Source organism: Bradyrhizobium brasilense (assembly GCF_029714345.1).
Lineage (GTDB): Bacteria > Pseudomonadota > Alphaproteobacteria > Rhizobiales > Xanthobacteraceae > Bradyrhizobium > Bradyrhizobium australafricanum.
In genome coordinates this window covers 2,915,891-2,935,824 of the sequence record NZ_CP121669.1, presented here as the reverse complement: position 1 = coordinate 2,935,824, position 19,934 = coordinate 2,915,891, and the positions used below count along the sequence as shown (strand labels likewise).

Below are 19,934 nucleotides of genomic sequence, written 5' to 3'. Positions count from 1 at the left end.
TACCGATTGTTACCCCATCTCCGCCGCATTCACGCCCAAGGTAAACCAAACTACGGCAGCGAAAGCGGTCCTCGGCGAGCCGCCATCTGACCACCGAAAGAATAATTAATCATTTAAAATCAGTTGCTTGTTCATCCGGCGCGATCGCCTGCCCGCGACAAGGAAAAGGCCCCGGCGGTTCCCCGCCGAGGCCTTCTTCGTGGCCAAGATTGTAACAAACTTCAGTTTGCCTGCCGGCGCAGGAAGGCCGGGATATCAAGATGGTCGTCGCCCTGTGGCGCCGGGGCAACAGGTGCCTGGCGGCCATGAGCGTCCAGACCCTGCGGCGCAGGGCGCTTTGCATATTCGGATACCGGCGATTCGTTCGCCGAGATCTGCTGGGCGACGCTGCGGGCCGGCTTGCGCTCGGGCAGCGGCGGCATCGTCGGCATGGCCGGACCGGAGCTACGGGCCGCGATCGGCGGCTCGGTCTCTTCGTCGCGGCGGCCGAGGCCGACATTGGCTAGCCGCTGCAGCAGCGACAGGCGGGTCTTCTGCGGGTGTTCCGGTTCGCCGTCACCGCTGGCCTGGCGGATTTCGGCCTGCGCCGGCATCGGCAGATCCTCGAACTTCGGCATCCGCGGAGCACGGACCGGCGACCGTTCCGCCGCCTGCGGGATGAAGGTCTCGGGCGGCATCGGCTCATGCTGCTCGGCCCGGGCGGCCTCGTGGTCCGGGAACAGCGAGGGCTTCTGGGCAATCGGCCGCACGGTGACGTCACCGTAGGAGGCCGGCTGCATCGGCGCCTGGGCAGCCGGCGCGCTGTCGGGAGCAACCGCGGCGGCGATCGCCGCGAGCGCGGCGCGCTCGACGGCCGGACGCTGCTGCGGAGCGGCGGGAGCTGCAATCGGGGCGACCGTCACGCCGGTCGGCGGTTCCAGCTTCTGGGCACGCTCGGCCATGCGCTGATTGTCGGCACGCAGGCGGGCGGTCAGATCGGCCAGCCGGCTCTCCGGCGAACCGCCCGACTGCTGCGCGGCGGGAGCCTGGGCGCGGGAGGCGATCGCGGCCTGCTCGATACCGGTTGCGACCACCGAGACGCGAATGACGCCGTCGAGCGATTCGTCGAAGGTGGCACCGACGATGATGTTGGCGTCGGCGTCGACCTCCTCGCGGATGCGGGTGGCGGCTTCGTCGACCTCGAAAAGGGTCAGGTCCTTGCCGCCCGTGATCGAGATCAAGAGGCCGCGGGCGCCCTTCATCGAGCTGTCGTCGATCAGCGGGTTGGCGATCGCGGCTTCCGCGGCGGTCAGCGCGCGCTTCTCGCCGGTGGCTTCGCCGGTGCCCATCATCGCCTTGCCCATTTCGCGCATCACGGCGCGGACGTCGGCGAAGTCGAGGTTGATCAGACCTTCCTTGACCATCAGGTCGGTGATGCAGGCGACGCCCGAGTAGAGCACCTGGTCGGCCATCGCGAAGGCGTCGGCGAAGGTGGTCTTCTCGTTGGCGACCCGGAACAGGTTCTGGTTCGGGATGATCAGCAGCGTGTCGACCACCTTGTGCAGTTCGGCGATGCCGTGCTCGGCGGTGCGCATGCGGCGCTGACCTTCGAAGTGGAACGGCTTCGTCACCACGCCGACGGTGAGGATTCCCATCTCGCGCGCGGCCTTGGCGATCACGGGTGCAGCACCGGTGCCGGTGCCGCCGCCCATGCCGGCGGTGACGAACACCATGTTGGCGCCGGTGAGGTGATCGCGCAGCTCGTCCATGACCTCCTGCGCGGCCGCAGCACCGACGTCGGGCTGCGAACCGGCGCCGAGGCCCTGGGTGACCTGGGTGCCCATCTGCACGATGCGCTGCGCCTTCGACATGGTCAGCGCCTGCGCGTCGGTGTTGGCGACGACGAAGTCGACGCCCTGCAACCCGGCGGTGATCATGTTGTTGACGGCATTACCACCCGCGCCGCCGACGCCGAAGACGGTGATCCGCGGTTTCAGCTCGCTGATGTCAGGGGGTGTCAGATTGAGTGCCATGGTTGCCTCTCTCGATTATGCGCGCGTTGATTCGTCCCGGCCGCTGGCCGCCGGAGCTGGTGAAAATGCTGTGAGCCGGGGTGCGGTCATCAGAAGCCCTCGCGAAGCCATCGTCCGACCTTTCCGAAGTAACCGTCTGTCCCTGTCCTGAGCTGCCGCGTGCGCCGCGGTTCGACATGTTCAAGATGTGCGTATTGCGGATAGACCAGGAGGCCCGTCGGCACCGAGAATGAGGCGCCCTTCGCCTCGTTCGGCAGCCGGCCGAAGCCGAGCGGACGGCCGATGCGGACCTGACGGTTCAGGATGCGGGTGGCAAGCTCGACGGTGCCGGTGAGCTGCGAGGCGCCGCCGCTCAGCACGACGCGCGCCCTCGGCTCTGCCGCAAAGGGGGAATCCGCGAGCCGGTCACGGACCATTTCGAAAATCTCCTCGGCGCGATGCCGGACAATGTTCGCAATCGTGGCGCGGGACACGATTTGCGGTGTCTCCCGATCATCGCCTGCAGTGGGAACGGACATCAGCTCGCGCGAGTCCGAACCGCCGGTCAGCACCGTGCCGTATAAGGTCTTGATTCGCTCGGCATCCGCAATGCATGCGCCGATGCCGCGCGCAAGGTCCATCGTGATGTGTTGCCCGCCCAGCGCAAATCCGGATGCGTGCACGAGACGTCCGCCGGAGTATGTCGCGATCGTGGTCGATCCCGCGCCCATCTCGACAACGGCAGCGCCGAGATCGGCTTCGTCGTCGGTCAGCACCGAGAGACCCGCGACATAGGGGCTCGACGCCATGGCTTCGACGTTGAGATGGCAGCGCTCGACAACCAGCATCAGGTTCTTGGCGACCGTCGCGTCCGACGTCACCACGTTCATGTCGACGCCGAACTGGCGCGCCACCATGCCTCTGGGATCGCGGATGCCCTTGACGCCGTCGAGTGCGTAGCCGACCGGCAGCGCGTGCAGCACGGTGCGGCCCGCGCCTGCGGCGTGGCGCATGCCGGCGGACGTGACGCGGCTGATATCGTCCGAGGTCACCGAGCCGCCGCGGATATCGGCCGCAGCTTCGACCAGCTGGCCATGCTGCCGGCCGCCGGAGACCGACAGTAGGACGGATTCGACACGGACCTTGGCCATGCGTTCGGCCAGCGCCACCGCGTGACGCACCGCCTTCTCGCATTCGGCGAGATCGACGACGGAGCCGGCCTTGACGCCGCGCGACTGGATCTGGCTGTAGCCGATCAATTCGACCGCATGGGTGCGTCCGCGCAGCGCCTCGTTCGGCGGCGACGGCCTCAGCCGCGCGATCATGCAGGCGATCTTGCTGGAGCCGACATCGAGCGAAGCCACCATCGCGGTGCGCTTCTGCATCGGGCGGGTCTTCGGGGTCAGGTTGCGATCGAGGCCGGTCATGCGGAGTCACCGGCCTTCTTCTTGGACTTCTTGTCCTTGAACAGCTCGTCGCGCGCCTTGCCGGCGTCCTCGGACAATTGCACGATCAGCCGATCGGGCAGCCGCATGTCGACGGCGACAATGTCGCGCGAGAACAGCTTCTCGTCCTTGTCGAGCCTGGAGAGCGCAGCGAGCGCGTTGCCGACGTCGTTCTCTGGCAGGCGAACGTCGAGACCGTCCTTGAGACGCAGGTTCCAACGCCGCTCGCCGACGAAGATCGCGGCCTTGGTCACCGAACGGACCTGCGGATAACGGTCGAGCAGCGCCAGGAAGTCGTGGGCCCTGACGTCGGCGCCCTTGCCGACCACCAGCGGCAGATTGAGGAAGCGGCGCGAGACGTAGGGCTCGAGCACCGCGCCGTCGGAGGCGATCACCGACAGGCGGCCGTTCTGCTGCCACAGCGCGAAGGCGGTGCGCTCGACGATGTCGATCTGCAGCCGGCCCGGATAGAGCTTCAGGATCGTGGCATCCGCGATCCAGGGATTGGCCTTCAGCTTGGCGCGCACGGTGTCGGCGTCGAGGAACAGCAGCGAGGAGCGGCCGTTGACGCCGCCGATCGCGAGCACCTCGTCCTGGCTTAGCTGCTTGCGGCCGTTGATGCCGACGGTGGTGATGCGGAAGCCGGCAGTATTTGCAAGCGCGTTGCGGGCGTCGCTGAGCGCGGTGGTGAATTCCTCGACATGGCCGCCCTTGACGATGCCGAGGCCCAGGCTGCCGAACAGGATCGCGAGCGTCGCGACCAGCCCGATGCGGCGCGGCAGATAGCGTTCGACCATCAGGATGTAGCGGTTCGGCGGCTCGCGATCGATGATGACTTGCGGCCGCTTGGCGGGACGCCGCCTGCGGCGCGCGAGATGGGCGCCGACATACTCGCGCAGCAGCACCGCCGCTCCAATAGCGGCTGCTCTCAGGTCAGCTTGAGGCCCCAGCGATCGCAGCGATCGGGTGAGGCGTCCTGCACCATCCATTGCACGAGCTCGTCACATGTTGCGCCCGCAAACCCCGCGGGTCCCGGCACAAATCACGTCTCGGCTAGACCGGTGGGATTAGAGTGGCCCCCTGTTCCCTGGTTGCGATCCTCGAAGCGGTAATCCGCGACAGCTCACGCCCCGGCAGCCAAGCGCTACATGCGCCGCCAGCGTTAACCTTCGGGCTTCCTGGTAAACAAAGGGTAAATGACTTCGGCCTGGAGCGTGTTTTGACCAACGCTGTGAGTACTTTGCCGCGAACTCGTTAGCATTTTAGCAACAGCGCCCGGGTTCCATCCGGCCGACCAGGGCGGGTTCCCCCCGGCCGGGCATTAACTTCGGACGCGGCGGCGGGCCAGCTCGATCTGGTCGGTGAGGAAGTCGGCAAAGGCGATACCCTGTGCTTTCAAGGCCTTAGGGTACAGTGATGCCGCGGTGAGCCCCGGCAGGGTGTTGGTCTCGAGATAGACCGGGCCATTGGCCGAGACGATGAAATCGCTGCGCGAGTAGCCGGTGCAGGACAGCGCGCGGTGCGCCCGCAGCGCATGGTCCATGATCGCGGCGCTGACTTCGGGCGCGAAGCGGCCGGGACAGATCTCCTGGGTCGACTTCAAAAGATATTTGGCCGTGTAGTCGAAGGTTCCCTCGCCCGGCACGATCTCGATCGGCGGCAGCGCGAACACGGAGCCGTCGGACTGCTCGAGCACGCCGCAGGTCGCCTCCACGCCCGATACGAACGGCTCGATCAGATACTCTTCATGGTTTGCGGCATTGCGGACCGCGACGAGATCCTGCTTCGCGTTGACGAAGATCAGCCCGTAGCTCGATCCGTCCTTGGCGGGTTTTGCGATCAGCTTGCCGTGTTTCGCGAAGGCGTCATCGATCTGTTCGACATTGATGCCCTGCGGCGCGTTGAGGCCTGCGATCGCGGCGAAACGCTTGGCCGACGGCTTGTCGAACGCCAGATGCGACGATGCCGAGCCGGAGCCGGTGAACGCGACGCCACGCATCTCGCACATCGCCTGCAATTCGCCATTCTCGGCGCGGCCGCCATGCAAACCGAACACCAGCACACGCTGCTCGGCGCTCGCCTTGTCGAGCGCCTGGTCGAGCGCGATGCCGCGACCGTCGGGTTTGAAGTCGACCTCGAACGGCCGCGTGTGGCCGAGCAGTTTTTCCGACGTCACCGCGTGCACGGTGTCGTCGACATCCCAGAACCAGAGATCCGCGTCGGGCAGCGCGCGGTGCAGCGCCTGCGTGCTCGCCACCGAGACCAGCCGCTCCTTGTTGGTGCCGCCGAACAGAATGGTCACCTGCATCTTCTTTGCCTGTCTTCGCTGCTTCCGTCATTCCGGGATGGTCCGAAGCACCAGACCGGACTCTCGAGATTCCGGGTTCGATGCTGCGCATCGCCCCGGAATGACGACTACGATGAATTCCCGATCCGCTTGATTTCCCAGTGTAGCTCAATTCCGCTGCTTTGCTTGACCCGTTCACGCACCGTCTCGCCGAGCGTCTCGATGTCGTGCCCGGTGGCGTTGCCGGTGTTGATCAGGAAATTGCAGTGCATCTCCGACACCTGCGCGCCGCCGACCTTGAGGCCGCGGCAGCCGGCGGCGTCGATCAGCTTCCAGGCGCTGTTGCCGGGCGGATTCTTGAAGGTCGAGCCGCCGGTCTTCTCGCGGATCGGCTGCGCGGTCTCGCGATGGGTCTGCACCTCGTTCATGCGGGCGCGGATCGCCTCAGCATCGGTGATCCTGCCGCGGAAGCGCGCCGAGGTGAAGACGATGGACGGATCGACGCCGCTGTTGCGATAGACGAACTTCATGTCGGCATTGCCGAACGTATGCTTCACGCCGTCGCGGCCGATGCCGGTGGCCTCGATCAGCACGTCCTTGGTCTCGCCGCCATTGGCGCCGGCATTCATGCGCAGCGCGCCGCCGACCGTGCCGGGAATGCCGAAGAAGAATTCCATGCCGCCGATGTCAGCAGCCGCAGCCGTCTCGGCGACGCGCTTGTCGAGCGCCGCAGCACCAGCGGTAACGACATCGCCCGCCGCGCTGGTCTCTCCGAAGGCGCGCGGCGCGAGCCGGATCACGACGCCGGGCATACCGCCATCGCGCACGATCAGATTGGAGCCGACGCCGACGACATAGACCGGCAATTCCTGCGGCAGGCGTCTCAGGAAATAGGCGAGGTCATCTTCATCTGCCGGCGTGAACAGCATCTGCGCCGGGCCGCCGACGCGAAACCAGGTCAGCTCCGCCAGCGACTGGTTCGCCAGCAGCCGCCCGCGCAGCTCCGGCATCGCGGCTTTCAGATCGGGCGTGATGTCGGGGAAGGTCACGATCACCCCAACGCCTTCAATTCGCCGGGCAGCGCGTAGGCCCATTGCGTGATGTTGCCGGCGCCGAGGCAGACGACGAGGTCACCGGGCTTGGCGAGGCCGTGCACGATCTTCGCGAGCTCGCCCGCGTTCGGCAGCGGGACAACGTTGCGATGGCCGTGGGCGCGCAGGCCGGCGGCGAAATGGTCGCGGTCGATGCCGGCGATCGGCGCCTCGCCGGCCGGATAGACCTCGGCGACCACGACCGCATCGGCATCGTTGAAGCAGGTGCAGAATTCCTCGAACAGCGATTGCAGGCGGGTATAGCGATGCGGCTGCACCACGGCGACGATCTTGCCGTTGACGGATTCCCGCGCCGCCTTCAGCACGGCTGCGATCTCGACCGGATGATGACCGTAATCGTCGATCACGGTGATGCCGTTGGTCTCGCCGGTCTTGGTGAAGCGCCGCTTGACGCCGCCGAAGCCGGCCATGGCCTGGCGGATGACGTCATCGGACACGCCAAGCTCGTGCGCGACCGCGATCGCCGCCGTCGCATTCGATGCGTTGTGGCGCCCCGGCATCGGCAGCATGACATCGGCGATCTCATGGACCGCGCCGGACTTGCGATCGCGGATCGCGACCGAGAATTTCGAGCCGCCCCCCATCGGCGTCAGATCCTTGAGCTGCGCATCGGCCTGCGGGTTCTGGCCGTAGGTGATGATGCGGCGGTCTTCGATCTTGCCGACGAGAGTTTGCACCACGGGGTGATCGGTGCACATCACGGCAAAGCCGTAGAACGGGACGTTCTCGACGAAATTGCGGAACGCGTCCTGGATCGCCTCGAAGGTCTTGAAGTGATCGAGATGCTCGGGGTCGATATTGGTGACGATGACGACGTCGGACGGCAGCTTCAGGAAGGTGCCGTCACTCTCGTCGGCTTCGACCACCATCCAGTCGCCGGCCCCGAGCCGCGCGTTGGAGCCATAGGCGTTGATGATGCCGCCATTGATCACGGTCGGATCGAGCCCGCCGGCGTCGAGCAGGGTCGCCACCATCGTGGTCGTGGTGGTCTTGCCATGGGTGCCGGCGATCGCGACGCAGCTCTTCAGCCGCATCAGTTCCGCCAGCATCTCGGCGCGCCGCACCACCGGAATGCGTCGCGCGCGCGCCGCCATCAGTTCGGGATTGTCGCGCTTGATCGCAGTCGAGACCACGACGACATCGGCGCCGTCGACATTCTCGGCGGTGTGGCCGACCGAAACCTTGGCGCCCTTCTTGCGCAAGCGGTCGAGGTTGTAATTGTCCGAAGCATCGGAACCCTGCACGGTGTAGCCGAGATTGATCAGCACCTCGGCGATGCCGCTCATGCCGATGCCGCCGATCCCGACGAAGTGAATGGGTCCGATCTCGCGCGGCAGTCTCATGATGCTAACACCTTCATCGTCTCCGGACTCACCCCGGCAATTCTCCGACTTATGAAAGACTGATATGGCCGGGACAAGCCCGGCCATGGCGTCCCACGGCCGAAATTCCTCGAAAGCGGCCTAAATTCCGGCCACTTTCGCCACCAGATCGGCGAGCCGCTCGGCGGCATCGAGCCGGCCGACGCCGCGCGCCGCCGCCGCCATCGCGGTCAGCTTCGCGGGCTCGGCGGCGAAGGCCGAAATTTCAGCCGCCAGCCGCACGGGCGTGAAGTCGCTCTGCGCGATGCGCAGCGCGCCGTTCGCCTGCGACAGCACGCCGGCATTGGCGAACTGGTCCTGATCGATCGCGCCGGGCAGCGGCACCAGGATCGAGGGCCGGCCGATCGCGGCGAGCTCGGCGACCGTGCCGGCGCCGGAGCGCGAGATCACGAGCTGGCTCGAGGCGAGGCGCGCCGGCAGGTCGGTGAAGAACGGCGCGAGCTCGGCGTTGATCTCGAGCCGGTCGTAGACCGCGCGCACCCGATCCATGTCTTCTTCGCGCACCTGCTGGGTGACGATCAGACGGCTCCACAGCGCGGGCGCGAGCTGCTCGATCGCCGGCGGCACGATATCGCTCATCACCCGCGCGCCCTGGCTGCCGCCGACGACGAGCAGGCGCAGCGGCCCGTTCGGCTCGGGTGCCGTGTATTGCACCGCGGCCGCGGCGAGGATCGCCGGCCGCATCGGCGTGCCGACCGTGGTGGCCTTGCCCGCGAGCGCGGGATCGCGATCGAGCACGCCGGGCAGCGAGGTCGCGATCGCATTGACGCGGCCGGAGAGGAAACGATTGGCGCGGCCCAGCACCGCATTGGCGTCGTGGATGATGCCGGGAACGCCGAGCAGCCGCGCCGCCATCAGCGGCGGCAAGGTCGGGTAGCCGCCGAAACCGACCACGGCCGCGGGCTTCAGCCGCCGCACCAGATTGGCAGCGACCAGCGTGCCGTAGCCGAGCATCAGCGCGGTCCGCGCCAGCGAGATCGGGTTGCGGCTGCGCACGGTCGCGCTCGGCACGAGGTCGATGCTCTCCCGGCCGAACAGACCGGAATAGCGCAGCGCGCGGCCGTCGGTGGCGAGCCGGACGCGCAGGCCACGCCTGATCAATTCCACGGCGAGCGCTTCGGCCGGGAACAAATGGCCGCCGGTGCCACCGGCCGCCAGCAGAATCAGGGGCGCGTTGTCCATGGTTTCCAGATAACCGACACGACCGTCACAGTCACCTACGCGTAGGCGCGCTGAGCGCTGGCGCCTTCCATCGATTCGATCTCGGTGCGCGGCCGCTGCCGCGTCAGCGCCAGCATCATGCCGACGCCATAGGCAAGCGACACGAACGAGGAGCCGCCATAGGAGATGAACGGCAGCGTCATGCCCTTGGCCGGGATCAATTGCAGATTGACCGCCATGTTGATCGTCGCCTGCACGCCGAACAGGATCGCAAGCCCCGAGGCTGCGAAGCGCGAGAACATGTCCTCGGTGGCATAGGCGCGGGTCAGCGTGCGGATCACGACGAAACCGAACAGCGCAACCAGCATCAAGCAGAGGATGATGCCGAACTCTTCCGCGGCGACCGCGAACACGAAGTCGGTGTGGCTGTCCGGCAGGCTGCGCTTGGCGATGCCCTCGCCCGGCCCCAAGCCGAACCAGCCGCCGTTCCAGAACGCCTCCATCGCGGTGTCGACCTGGAAGGTGTCGCCGGAGGCGGGATTCATGAAGCGCTTGATGCGGCCGGCGACGTGCGGCACCAGGAGATAGGCGCCGAACAGGCCCGCGCCCGCCGCGCCGGCGAGCCCGAACACCCAGATCATCCGCATGCCCGCGATGAAGAACAGCGCGCCCCACACCGTGAGGATCAGCATGGTCTGACCGAAGTCGGGCTCCATCACCAGCAGCGTGACCAGCGTCAGCAGCAGCACCAGCGCCATCGAGGTCGCCGGCATCTCCGGCCGCTTGGTCGATTCCGCAAACAGCCAGGCCGCGACGATGACGAAAGAGGGTTTTGCAGCTTCGGATGCCTGGATGTTGACGCCGAGCAGCGTGATCCAGCGCCGCGAGCCCTTGACCTCGGGGCCGAGCAGCAGCGTCAGCACGATCAGCGCGATCGAGACCGCGAACACGATCAGCGCGGTGCGCCGGATCTGCCGCGGCGTCATGAACGAGACGCCGATCAGCACCATCAGCGACGGCACCAGGAACATGACGTGGCGGTTGAAGAAGTGGAACGGATCGAGCCCGATCCGGGTCGCCACCGGCGGGCTCGCCGCCAGCGACAGGATGACGCCGGCCAGCATCAACGCGGCGATCGCGACAAGCAGGAGCTTGTCGACGGTCCACCACCAGTCCGAGAACGGGGTGCGTTGGTCACGGGCGAGCATGGGCGTCCCCAGATGGCAGAGATAACGTCCATTCGTGGCGCAGGATGGTTTCCAAGGGGTTAACGGGATGGGTAACTTTTGAGGGAGGTGAATGAGCCCCCATCCCGACGTCGTCCTGGCGAAAGCCAGGACCCATAACCACCGCACTTGATAATGGACGCTACCGCGGCCCCAGCGTCGCGCAACGATTGAGATTTGGGGTAATGGGTCCTGGCTTTCGCCAGGACGACGATGAGGATGGTTCTCGCGCGATACGACGCACCGTCAGTGCGTACTTCATCTCGGTGTCATCGCCCGGCACCGAACGGCGGATTACGCTGTGCCAATCCGCCCTGCGTGTCGTCACACCACCAGCTTCACGCCCGGCAGCGCTTGCACGATGTCGCGGAAGGCGGCGCCGCGGATTTCGAAATTGCGGTACTGGTCGAACGAGGCGCAGGCCGGCGACAGCAGCACGACGGCTTCCGCGAGCCCCGATGCCTCGGCATCGCGCGCGGCGCTGGCGATCGCGACGTCGAGCGTGCCGGACATGTCGTGCGGGACGCGCTCGCCGAGCGTGCCGGAGAATTCGGCCGCCGCCTCGCCGATCAGATAGGCCTTGCGGATGCGCGGGAAATATTCGGTCAGGCTTGTGATGCCGCCGGCCTTCGGCTTGCCGCCGGCGATCCAGTAGATGTCGGCGAACGACGACAGCGCATGCGCGGCCGCATCCGCGTTGGTGCCCTTGGAGTCGTTGACGAACAGCACGTTGCCGCGGCGGCCGACCTGCTCCATGCGATGCGCGAGACCCGGGAAGCTGCGCAGGCCGTTCTGTAAGACGTCGGTCGCGATCCCCATCGCCAGCGCGCAGGCCGAGGCGCAGGCGGCGTTCTGCGCATTGTGCAGGCCGCGCAGCGAGCCGATGCCGCCTAGCCGCGCGATCTCGCTGCGCGCCGCGCCAGATGCGCGCACGATGGTCTCGTGCTCGACATAGAGGCCGTCGGGCAGCGAATTCTTCACCGAGATGCGCACCACGCGCTTGCCGGCGCGATCGAGCCGGTCGGCGATGTTGCGGCACCAGATGTCGTCGACGCCTGTGATCGCGGTGCCGCCGGCCTGGACGCCGGCGACCAGCCGCTCCTTCACCGCGGCGTAATGCTCGAGCGTGCCGTGGCGATCGATGTGATCCTCGCTGATGTTGATCAGGATGCCGACCGACGGATCGAGCGACGGTGCGAGGTCGATCTGGTAGGACGACATCTCAATCACATGGACACGCCCCATGCGCGGCGGCTCCAGCGACAGGATCGCGGTGCCGATATTGCCGCCCATCTGGGTGTCGTAGCCGGCGACATCAATCAGATGCGCGATCAGCGCGGTGGTGGTCGATTTGCCGTTGGTGCCGGTGATGGCGACGAACGGCGCGTTCGGCGCGTGACGGCGCCGCTCGCGGCAGAACAGTTCGACGTCGCCGATCACCTCGCAGCCCGCCTCGCGCGCCTTCAGCACGCTCCAGTGCGGCGCCGGATGGGTCAGCGGCGCGCCCGGGGTAAGGATCAGCGCGGCGAAATTCGCCCACGACACGGTGCGCAGATCGGCGGTGGTGAAGCCGGCCTGCGCCGCCTTGACGACGTTGTCGGCATTGTCGTCGGCCGCGATCACCTCCGCGCCACCGGCCTTCAGCGCGTGGCAGCTCGCGAGCCCGGAGCCGCCGAGCCCGAACACCGCAACCGTCTTGCCGGAGAAGGAGGTGACCGGGATCATGTCTATCTCCCTGTCATTCCGGAAACCGCGCAGCGGTTATCCGGAATCTCGAGATTCCGGGTTCTCGCTGCGCGAGCCCCGGAATGACAGTCAATGGGATGCGAAGCCATCAGCGCAGCTTGAGGGTGGAGAGGCCGGCGAGCGCCAGCATCACCGAGATGATCCAGAACCGGATCACGATCTGCGGCTCGGTCCAGCCCTTCTGCTCGAAATGATGGTGCAGCGGCGCCATCCGGAACACGCGCTTGCCGGTGAGCTTGAACGAGGTGACCTGGACGATGACCGAGACCGCCTCCAGCACGAACAGGCCGCCGATCACGGCGAGCACGATCTCGTGCTTCACCGCAACTGCCGTCGCGCCAAGCATGCCGCCGAGCGCCAGCGAGCCGGTGTCGCCCATGAAGATCGAGGCCGGCGGCGCGTTGAACCAGAGGAAGCCGAGGCCTGCGCCAAGCACCGCGCCGCACAGCACCGCCAGTTCGCCGGTGCCGGCGACGTAATTGATCTGCAGATAATCCGAGAACACCGCGTTGCCGGTCAGATACGAGATCATGCCGAAGCTGGCGGCGGCGATCATCACCGGCACGATCGCAAGACCGTCGAGGCCGTCGGTCAGGTTCACCGCGTTTCCGGCGCCGACCATCACGAAGGCGCCGAAGATCACGAAGAACCAGCCGAAATTAATCACGAGGTCCTTGAAGAACGGAATCACGAGCGAGGTCGACGACACGTCGCGCCCGAGCCGGACCAGCGCGTAGGTGGCGGCGAGCCCGATCGCCGCCTCGATCAGGAGCCGCAGCTTGCCGGCGAAGCCGCTGTGCGACTGCTTTGTGACCTTCAGATAATCGTCATAGAAGCCGACGAAGCCGAAGCCGAGCGTCACCGCCAGCACGATCCAGACATAGGGATTGAGCGGGTTGGCCCAGAGCAGCGTCGACACCACGAGCCCGGACAGGATCATCAACCCGCCCATGGTGGGCGTGCCCTTCTTGGAGATCAGATGCGACTGCGGGCCATCGGTCCGGATCGGCTGGCCCTTGCCCTGCCGCAGCCGCAGATGATCGATGATCCAGGGCCCGAACAGAAACACGAACAATGCGCCGGTCACCATCGCGCCGCCGGTGCGGAAGGTGATGTAGCGGAACACGTTCAAAGCGCTGCGGAACGCCCCAAACCCCGGAACGGTGTTGGACAGTTCGATCAACCAGTAGAACATTCGAGGAGTCCTATACCGCTTCTTCGTGCGCGGCCTTGTCGGGGAAGCGTTTTTCCAGCGCGCTGACAATGAGCTTCATCTTCGATCCCAGCGAGCCCTTCACCATGATCACGTCACCGGCACGGACCGCGGCGACCGCCTGCGCTTCGAGCGCCGCCGAGCTCTCGGCATAGCCTCCCCGCTTGCCGGTGGAAAGGGCATCCCACAGATTCCGCATCAGCGGACCACAACAATATACGAGGTCGATGCGGTTGGCGGTCACGGCCTCGTTGAGGCCGCGGTGCAATTCGGGCCCGGTCGGCCCGAGCTCGAGCATGTCGCCGAGCACCGCGATGCGCCGGCCATGCGGCCCGGTCTGGGCCTGGCCGAGCACGTTGAGCGCGGCCCCCATCGAGGCCGGGTTGGCGTTGTAGCTCTCGTCGATCAGCATCGCCTCGCCATGGGCGACCTCGAGGGTGCGGCGGAAGCCGCGGCCGGTCGGCGCCTCGAGCTGCGACAGCGACAGCGCCGCGCGCGCGATATCGGCGCCGAGCAGCGAGGCGCCAGCGAGCACCGCCAGCGAGTTCATCGCCATGTGCCGGCCGGGCATGCCGATCTTGTAGGTGATGTCATGATCCAGAATATCCGCATGCACCGCCGAGCAGGTCGCATGCAGCGACAGGTCGAGCAGCCGCGCTTCGGCGCGCTTGTCGGCGCCGAACGAGACGATGCGCGAGATGCTGGCCTGCTTGGCCTGCTTTTGCAGCCGCGCGAATTGTCCGTTGTCGCGGTTGAGCACGACGGCGCCATTGGGCTCGAGCCCTGCGAAGATCTCCGCCTTGGCGTCGGCGATCGCCTCGATGCCGGCGAAGAATTCCAGATGCACCGGCTCGATCGTGGTGATGATTGCGACGTGCGGGCGCACCATCTTCACCAGCGGCGTGATCTCGCCGGCATGGTTCATGCCGATCTCGAACACCGCAAAGCGCGTGCTGGCCGGGCAGCGCGCCAGCGACAGCGGCACGCCCCAGTGATTGTTGAACGACGCCACGGACGCATGGGTCTCGCCCTGCGCCGACAGCACGCGGCGCAGCGCCTCTTTGGTCGAGGTCTTGCCGACCGAGCCGGTCACCGCGATGATCTGCGCGTTGAGCCGCGCGCGCGAGGCATGCGCGAGCTCGACGAGGCCGGCGAGCACGTCGTCGACCACCAGCAGCGGCGCATCAGTGGGAAACTTTGCCCGTTGCGCGGTCTCGACCACCGCGAGCCCGGCACCGGCCTTCAGCGCCGCCTCGACAAAGGCATGGCCGTCATGGACGTCGCCCTTGATCGCGAAATACGCCTCGCCGGGCGCGATGGTGCGGCTGTCGATCGAGAGACCGGTGACGCCGTCGGGCAGCGCGCCCTGCGTGGCGGCCCGCATCGCCGTCGCCATCGCATCCGAGGTCCACAACATCGTGCTCATGCGCCCTCCGCAGCCAGTGCACTGGCGACCGCTTCATGATCGCTGAACGGCAGCGTCGTGTTGCCGACGATCTGCCCGACCTCGTGGCCCTTGCCGGCGACCACCAGCGCATCGCCCGGCGCGAGGCCGGCAATGCCAGCGCGGATCGCCGCGGCGCGGTCGCCGATCTCGCGCGCGCCCTTCGCCGTCGCCATGATCGCGGCGCGGATCGCCTCCGGCTTCTCGCTGCGCGGATTGTCGTCGGTGACGATGACCTGGTCGGCATTCTCGGCCGCGATCGCGCCCATGATCGGACGCTTGCCGGCGTCGCGGTCGCCGCCGGCGCCGAAGATCACGACCAGCTTGCGCTTGGCATAAGGCCGCAGCGCCTGCAGCGCCTTGGCGAGTGCGTCGGGCTTGTGGGCGTAATCGACGAAGATCGGCGCGCCATTGTGCTCGCCGACGAATTCCAGCCGGCCCTTGGCGCCTTCGAGATGTTCGAGGCAGCCGAACACGTCGGCGGCGGCGCTGCCGGTGCCGATCGCGAGCCCGGCCGCGACCAGCGCATTCTCGATCTGGAATTCGCCGACCAGCGGCAGCCGGATCGCATATTTGCGCCCGCGGTGCTCGATCGCGAGCTTCTGGGCAAAGCCTTCGATGACAGCATCGGTGAGCTTGATGCCATCGCCTGCATCGGCGTTGCGCCCGACCGTGATGATGCGCAGGCCGCGCGAGCGCGCCGCATCGATCACCTCGCCCGAACAGTCATGATCGGCCGAGATCACCGCAGCGCCGCCTGGCGCGACCAGATCGCGGAACAACCGCAGTTTTGCGTTGAGGTAATGCGCGACATCAGGATGATAGTCCATGTGGTCGCGCGACAGATTGGTGAAGCCGCCGGCGGCGATGCGTACGCCGTCGAGACGATACTGGTCGAGGCCGTGCGAGGACGCCTCGAACGCCAGATGGGTGACGCCGTCGCTCGCGATCTCGTCGAGCTGGCGATGCAGCGCGATCGGATCCGGCGTGGTCAGCGAGCCGTAGACGGTGCGCTTGTCCGAGACGAGGCCGATGGTGCCGATGCTGGCGGAGGAATGACCGAGCCGCTGCCAGATCTGGCGCGTGAACGCTGCGACCGAGGTCTTGCCGCTGGTGCCGGTCACCGCCGCGATCGTCGCCGGCTGGCGGGAAAAGAATTTCGCCGCGGCGAGCGCCAGCGCACGGCGCGGATTCGGCGTGATGACGAAGGGGGCGCGCGCGTGACCTTGCGGCAGATGGTCGCTGGCGACCGCGACCGCGCCGGCGGCAATCGCCGCATCGACGAAGCGCGCGCCGTCGGTCCTGCTGCCGGCCAGCGCGAAGAACAGGTCGCCCGGCTTCACCGCGCGGCTGTCGACCGCAAGCCCTCCGACAATGAGCGAGGAGGCACTCGGATCGATCGTGGCATCATCGCTGAAGAGGTCGCGAAGTCTCATGATCTTCCAGTCTGGCCGGCGCCGTTCTGGCGCCGCGTGAGTATACGCCTTACTGGGTTGTTCTGGATGCCGCAAGAATAAGGCGGTCGGACGGCGGCAGGTCGAATCGCGGTTCAACGCCCAAAAGCGGCGCAATTCGGGCGATCACATTGCCGCCGGTCGGCACCGCATTCCAGCCCGAGGTGATGAACCCGTAGGTTTCCTTCAGGGGCTGCGGCTCGTCGAGCATGATCAGCAGCTGGTATTTCGGATTGTCGGCGGGCAGGATCGCGGTGAATGCGTTGAGCACGCGCTTCTTGGCGTAGCGGCCGTTGATCACCTTCTCCGCGGTGCCGGTCTTGCCGCCGATATAGTAGCCCTTGACGTCGGCCTTCTTCGCGGTGCCGATCTCGGCATTGAGCCGCATCAGATAGCGCATCTTGTCCGAGGTCTCGGGCTTGATGACGCGCTTGGCGAGCGCCATCGCCTCCTGCTCGGTGCGCTTCAGGAAGGTCGGCGGGATCAGGTAGCCGCCATTGACCAGCGCGTCGATGCCCATCACCGCCTGCAGCGGCGCCACCGCGATGCCGTGACCGAACGAGATGGTGACGGTGTTCAGTTCGCCCCACTTCTTCGGCACGATCGGGGAGGCGCTCTCCGGCAGTTCGGTGCGCAGCCGCTCGAGCTGGCCCATCTTGCGCAGGAACGCCTTGTGCGCATCGACGCCCATCGCCAGCGCAATGCGCCCGGCGCCGATGTTGGAGGAATAGTAGAACACCTCCTTCATGTTGATCATGCGGCCCATGTTGTGATCGTCATGGATCGCAAACTTGCCGTAGTGCAGCGGGCCACGCGCATCCCACATCGAGTTGAGGTCGAACCGGCCGCTATCCAGCGCCATCGCCAGCGTGAACGCCTTGAAGGTCGAGCCCATCTCGTAGACGCCGGTGGTCAGGCGGTTGATGCGATCGGGATCGTGCGCCTCCTTCGGATTGTTCGGATCGAAATCCGGCAGCGACACCATCGCCACGATCTCGCCGGTGCGCACGTTGGAGACGAGGCCGGAGGCGGCCTTGGCCTTGAACTTCTCCTTCGCCTTGAGCAGTTCGTCGCGCAGCGCGTGCTCGACGCGCAGGTCGACCGACAGCTCCACCGGCTTCTGCAGCCGGTCGGTGGCGAAACCCGCGCGATGCAGATCGGCCAGCCCGTTGCTGTCGAGCCACTTCTCCATGCCGGCGATGCCCTGGTTGTCGATGTTGACGAGGCCGATCAGGTGGGCGACCTCGTTGCCGGTCGGATAGACGCGCTTGTTCTCGCGCAGGAAGCCGACGCCGGGAAGGCCAAGGCGATGGATGTCGCTCTGCTGCTTCGGCGTGATCTCGCGCTTCAGCCAGACGAAGCCCTTGCGCGACGACAGGCGATCGCGCACCTCGCTGGTGTCGAGATCGGGCAAGGCTCCGGTCAAAAGCTCGATCGCCTCGTCCTTGTCGATCAGACGGCGCGGCTCGGCGAACAGGCTCGGCGCCTTGACGTCGGTGGCGAGGATTTCGCCGTTGCGGTCGGTGATGTCCGGCCGCGCGGTCGCGATGGCGTCCTGCGAGGCGGTGCGGCGCGCGCCATGGCTGTCGGCGCCGACGGCGAACAGCACGAGACGTCCGGCCAACACGCAATAGACCGCGGCGAAAGCGAGGATGGCGAGGCCAACGCGCGCGCGCGCCTTGGCGGCGCGGTCGACATTGCTGCCATACAGCAGCGTGCGGATCAGCCGCTGGTTCCAGGGCTCGGCCGGTTTCACGGCCGGTGTGTTGGCGGGTGCCGGATCGGTCATGGCTGGTCCCGTCATTGCTGGTCTCCCCCGCCCTGCCCGGAGTTGTCGGGCGCAGGCTGGTCGGCGGCCGGCTGGTCGGTCGCCGCCTTGTCGATCGATCCGGTGGTGCTGTCGGGCGCCGCGGCGGCCTCGATGGTGTCGATCATCGCACCGATCGGATCGCGCGAACCGGGCCGCGTGAAGCTCGGCGGCCGCTCCGGCAGGTTCTTCAGGGAATCGTACTGGTTGGCGTTGACCGGCTTCAGCGGCAGATGGCGCTCGGCGAGGCCCTGCAGCCGGAGCGGCGCATCGAGCTTGGCCCATTCGGCGCGCAACGCGGCGATCGCATTGCGCTGCTCGCGGATCTCGGCATTGAGCTGCAACACGCGTTCGACGCGCGCGGTCGATTCCATCTTGATGCGGTAGACATAGGACGCCGCGAAGATCAGCATGCCGATGACGAGGAGATGGAGAAGGCGCATCGTCACCCTCCCCGTTTCAGGTCGGACAGACGCGGCCATGACGGCAGGTCGTCGTCGGCGTGCACCGGCGCCGCGGTGCGTTCGGCGGCACGCAGCTTGGCCGATCGCGCGCGCGGATTGGCGGCAAGCTCGGCCTCATCAGGCGTCACCGGACGCTTGGTCAGGATCTGAAAGCTCGGCGCCGCTTGCGCCATTTCGGGCAAATGCCGCGAGCCGGCGGAGACCTTGCCGCGCAGGCTGAGGAAATTCTTGACGATGCGGTCTTCCAGCGAATGGAACGAAACCACGACGAGCCGGCCGCCCGGCTTCAGCACGCGCTCGGCCGCTGCGAGCGCCAGATAGAGCTCATCGAGCTCCTCATTGACGAAGATGCGCAGCGCCTGAAAGGTCCGCGTCGCCGGATGGATCTCGTTCGGCTTGGCGCGCACGATCTTCGCGACGATGTCGGCAAGCGCGTCGGTCGTCGTGATCGGCGCGTCCTTGCGCGCGGCGACGATGGCGCGGGCAACGCCGCGCGAATGCCGCTCCTCGCCGAAGATATAGATGATGTCGGCGAGCTGTTTCTCGGAAGCGGTCGCGACCACGTCGGCCGCGGTCGGGCCGCTCTGGGCCATCCGCATGTCGAGCGGACCGCCGAGCCGGAATGAGAAGCCGCGTTCGGCCTGGTCGAGCTGCATCGAGGAGACGCCGACATCCATCACGACGCCGTCGACTTTATCCACCCCCTGCGATGCGCAGACCTCGGCGAGGTTGGAGAAGCGGTCCTCGACCAGTGTCAGCCGACCGCCTGCGCCGTCGACCAGATCGAAGCCGCCGGTTATCGCGGTGCGGTCGCGGTCGACGCCGATCACGCGGGTATCGGCGACATCGAGGATCGCCCGGCTGTAGCCGCCGGCACCGAAGGTCGCGTCGACATAGATGCCGCCGGCGCGCGGAGCGAGATACGCGACCGCCTCGCGGCCCAGCACCGAAATGTGACGCGGCGCACGCTCGCTCATGCGCCGCTCCCGGGCGGGGCCGCGTAACTGGCATGCAAGCTGGGTGCGCGCCGACTCATTGCGCCTCGAATCCTCGCGCCCAGAGCCCTCTCCGTTCCGATTGGATCGGAACGGGGCTCTGGATTCCTGTCTTGACGCGTTTTCTTCACGCGAACCGGTATCCACTTCGCTCGAAAACGCGTGAAAAAGCCGCTGCGTGACGCCAGCGCCAACTCCCGTCCTCGG

At 66.8% G+C, this 19,934-nt stretch carries 15 protein-coding genes and 1 pseudogene; all 16 read right to left on the bottom strand.

Translation table 11 applies throughout. The features are described 5' to 3' along the window. Window positions 1-221 precede the first annotated feature (221 nt). On the bottom strand, window positions 222-2,012 hold the full coding sequence (ftsZ, locus tag QA635_RS13520) for a cell division protein FtsZ (protein WP_092088690.1): 1,791 nt from the start codon (window positions 2,010-2,012) through the stop codon (window positions 222-224). Between the two features lie 89 nt (window positions 2,013-2,101). Then, window positions 2,102-3,418 (bottom strand): cell division protein FtsA, encoded by a 1,317-nt coding sequence (gene ftsA, locus QA635_RS13515; RefSeq protein ID WP_028332543.1) that lies wholly within the window; start codon window positions 3,416-3,418, stop codon window positions 2,102-2,104. Beyond that, entirely contained in the window at window positions 3,415-4,425 is a 1,011-nt protein-coding gene (locus tag QA635_RS13510; RefSeq protein WP_057015001.1) for a cell division protein FtsQ/DivIB, read from the bottom strand. The genes ftsA and QA635_RS13510 overlap by 4 nt, the downstream gene beginning before the upstream one ends. Next, a pseudogene (locus QA635_RS13505) lies at window positions 4,365-4,689 on the bottom strand (D-alanine--D-alanine ligase); the annotation flags it as partial. The pseudogene QA635_RS13505 and the gene QA635_RS13510, both read right to left, overlap by 61 nt. Before the next feature lie 68 nt (window positions 4,690-4,757). Then, complete coding sequence (locus tag QA635_RS13500; RefSeq protein WP_283069609.1) at window positions 4,758-5,744, bottom strand: D-alanine--D-alanine ligase family protein; 987 nt, start codon at window positions 5,742-5,744, stop codon at window positions 4,758-4,760. A gap of 107 nt (window positions 5,745-5,851) precedes the next feature. Continuing rightward, window positions 5,852-6,772, bottom strand: a complete 921-nt coding sequence (gene murB / locus QA635_RS13495) for a UDP-N-acetylmuramate dehydrogenase (RefSeq protein WP_283071623.1) — start codon at window positions 6,770-6,772, stop codon at window positions 5,852-5,854. Window positions 6,773-6,774: 2 nt separating this feature from the next. Then, on the bottom strand, window positions 6,775-8,178 hold the full coding sequence (murC, locus tag QA635_RS13490; RefSeq protein WP_283069607.1) for a UDP-N-acetylmuramate--L-alanine ligase: 1,404 nt from the start codon (window positions 8,176-8,178) through the stop codon (window positions 6,775-6,777). Between the two features lie 120 nt (window positions 8,179-8,298). Continuing rightward, entirely contained in the window at window positions 8,299-9,399 is a 1,101-nt protein-coding gene (gene murG, locus QA635_RS13485; protein ID WP_283069604.1) for an undecaprenyldiphospho-muramoylpentapeptide beta-N-acetylglucosaminyltransferase, read from the bottom strand. 35 nt (window positions 9,400-9,434) lie between these two features. Beyond that, window positions 9,435-10,586, bottom strand: a complete 1,152-nt coding sequence (ftsW, locus tag QA635_RS13480; RefSeq protein ID WP_283069601.1) for a putative lipid II flippase FtsW — start codon at window positions 10,584-10,586, stop codon at window positions 9,435-9,437. Between the two features lie 342 nt (window positions 10,587-10,928). Next, the gene (murD, locus tag QA635_RS13475; RefSeq protein WP_283069600.1) at window positions 10,929-12,329 is read right to left on the bottom strand and encodes a UDP-N-acetylmuramoyl-L-alanine--D-glutamate ligase; all 1,401 of its coding nucleotides are present in this window, start codon (window positions 12,327-12,329) and stop codon (window positions 10,929-10,931) included. Between the two features lie 109 nt (window positions 12,330-12,438). Next, window positions 12,439-13,545, bottom strand: a complete 1,107-nt coding sequence (gene mraY / locus QA635_RS13470) for a phospho-N-acetylmuramoyl-pentapeptide-transferase (protein ID WP_016846578.1) — start codon at window positions 13,543-13,545, stop codon at window positions 12,439-12,441. Window positions 13,546-13,555: 10 nt separating this feature from the next. After that, window positions 13,556-14,989, bottom strand: a complete 1,434-nt coding sequence (locus QA635_RS13465) for a UDP-N-acetylmuramoylalanyl-D-glutamyl-2,6-diaminopimelate--D-alanyl-D-alanine ligase (protein WP_283069598.1) — start codon at window positions 14,987-14,989, stop codon at window positions 13,556-13,558. After that, window positions 14,986-16,443 carry a UDP-N-acetylmuramoyl-L-alanyl-D-glutamate--2,6-diaminopimelate ligase gene (locus QA635_RS13460; RefSeq protein ID WP_283069596.1) on the bottom strand — a complete coding sequence of 486 codons (1,458 nt, stop codon included), beginning with the start codon at window positions 16,441-16,443 and terminating at the stop codon, window positions 14,986-14,988. Before QA635_RS13460 ends, QA635_RS13465 begins: the two co-directional genes overlap by 4 nt. A gap of 49 nt (window positions 16,444-16,492) precedes the next feature. Continuing rightward, complete coding sequence (locus QA635_RS13455) at window positions 16,493-18,250, bottom strand: peptidoglycan D,D-transpeptidase FtsI family protein (RefSeq protein ID WP_050385389.1); 1,758 nt, start codon at window positions 18,248-18,250, stop codon at window positions 16,493-16,495. An 11-nt stretch (window positions 18,251-18,261) separates the two neighbouring features. Beyond that, a complete protein-coding gene (gene ftsL, locus QA635_RS13450) occupies window positions 18,262-18,711 on the bottom strand; it encodes a cell division protein FtsL (RefSeq protein ID WP_283069594.1) in 450 nt (149 codons plus the stop codon). A 2-nt stretch (window positions 18,712-18,713) separates the two neighbouring features. Then, window positions 18,714-19,709 carry a 16S rRNA (cytosine(1402)-N(4))-methyltransferase RsmH gene (gene rsmH / locus QA635_RS13445; protein ID WP_283069593.1) on the bottom strand — a complete coding sequence of 332 codons (996 nt, stop codon included), beginning with the start codon at window positions 19,707-19,709 and terminating at the stop codon, window positions 18,714-18,716. Between the last annotated feature and the right edge of the window lie 225 nt (window positions 19,710-19,934).

Bases quoted from the DNA above. Each gene is read 5' to 3' on its own strand.
- QA635_RS13465 (WP_283069598.1), bottom strand. From the start codon at position 14,989: ATGAGCACGATGTTGTGGACCTCGGATGCGATGGCGACGGCGATGCGG.
- murD (WP_283069600.1), bottom strand. From the start codon at position 12,329: ATGATCCCGGTCACCTCCTTCTCCGGCAAGACGGTTGCGGTGTTCGGG.
- QA635_RS13455 (WP_050385389.1), bottom strand. From the start codon at position 18,250: ATGACCGATCCGGCACCCGCCAACACACCGGCCGTGAAACCGGCCGAG.
- QA635_RS13500 (WP_283069609.1), bottom strand. From the start codon at position 5,744: ATGCAGGTGACCATTCTGTTCGGCGGCACCAACAAGGAGCGGCTGGTC.
- QA635_RS13510 (WP_057015001.1), bottom strand. From the start codon at position 4,425: ATGGATGGTGCAGGACGCCTCACCCGATCGCTGCGATCGCTGGGGCCT.
- murG (WP_283069604.1), bottom strand. From the start codon at position 9,399: ATGGACAACGCGCCCCTGATTCTGCTGGCGGCCGGTGGCACCGGCGGC.
- ftsA (WP_028332543.1), bottom strand. From the start codon at position 3,418: ATGACCGGCCTCGATCGCAACCTGACCCCGAAGACCCGCCCGATGCAG.
- mraY (WP_016846578.1), bottom strand. From the start codon at position 13,545: ATGTTCTACTGGTTGATCGAACTGTCCAACACCGTTCCGGGGTTTGGG.
- ftsW (WP_283069601.1), bottom strand. From the start codon at position 10,586: ATGCTCGCCCGTGACCAACGCACCCCGTTCTCGGACTGGTGGTGGACC.
- ftsZ (WP_092088690.1), bottom strand. From the start codon at position 2,012: ATGGCACTCAATCTGACACCCCCTGACATCAGCGAGCTGAAACCGCGG.
- rsmH (WP_283069593.1), bottom strand. From the start codon at position 19,709: ATGAGCGAGCGTGCGCCGCGTCACATTTCGGTGCTGGGCCGCGAGGCG.
- murC (WP_283069607.1), bottom strand. From the start codon at position 8,178: ATGAGACTGCCGCGCGAGATCGGACCCATTCACTTCGTCGGGATCGGC.
- ftsL (WP_283069594.1), bottom strand. From the start codon at position 18,711: ATGCGCCTTCTCCATCTCCTCGTCATCGGCATGCTGATCTTCGCGGCG.
- QA635_RS13460 (WP_283069596.1), bottom strand. From the start codon at position 16,443: ATGAGACTTCGCGACCTCTTCAGCGATGATGCCACGATCGATCCGAGT.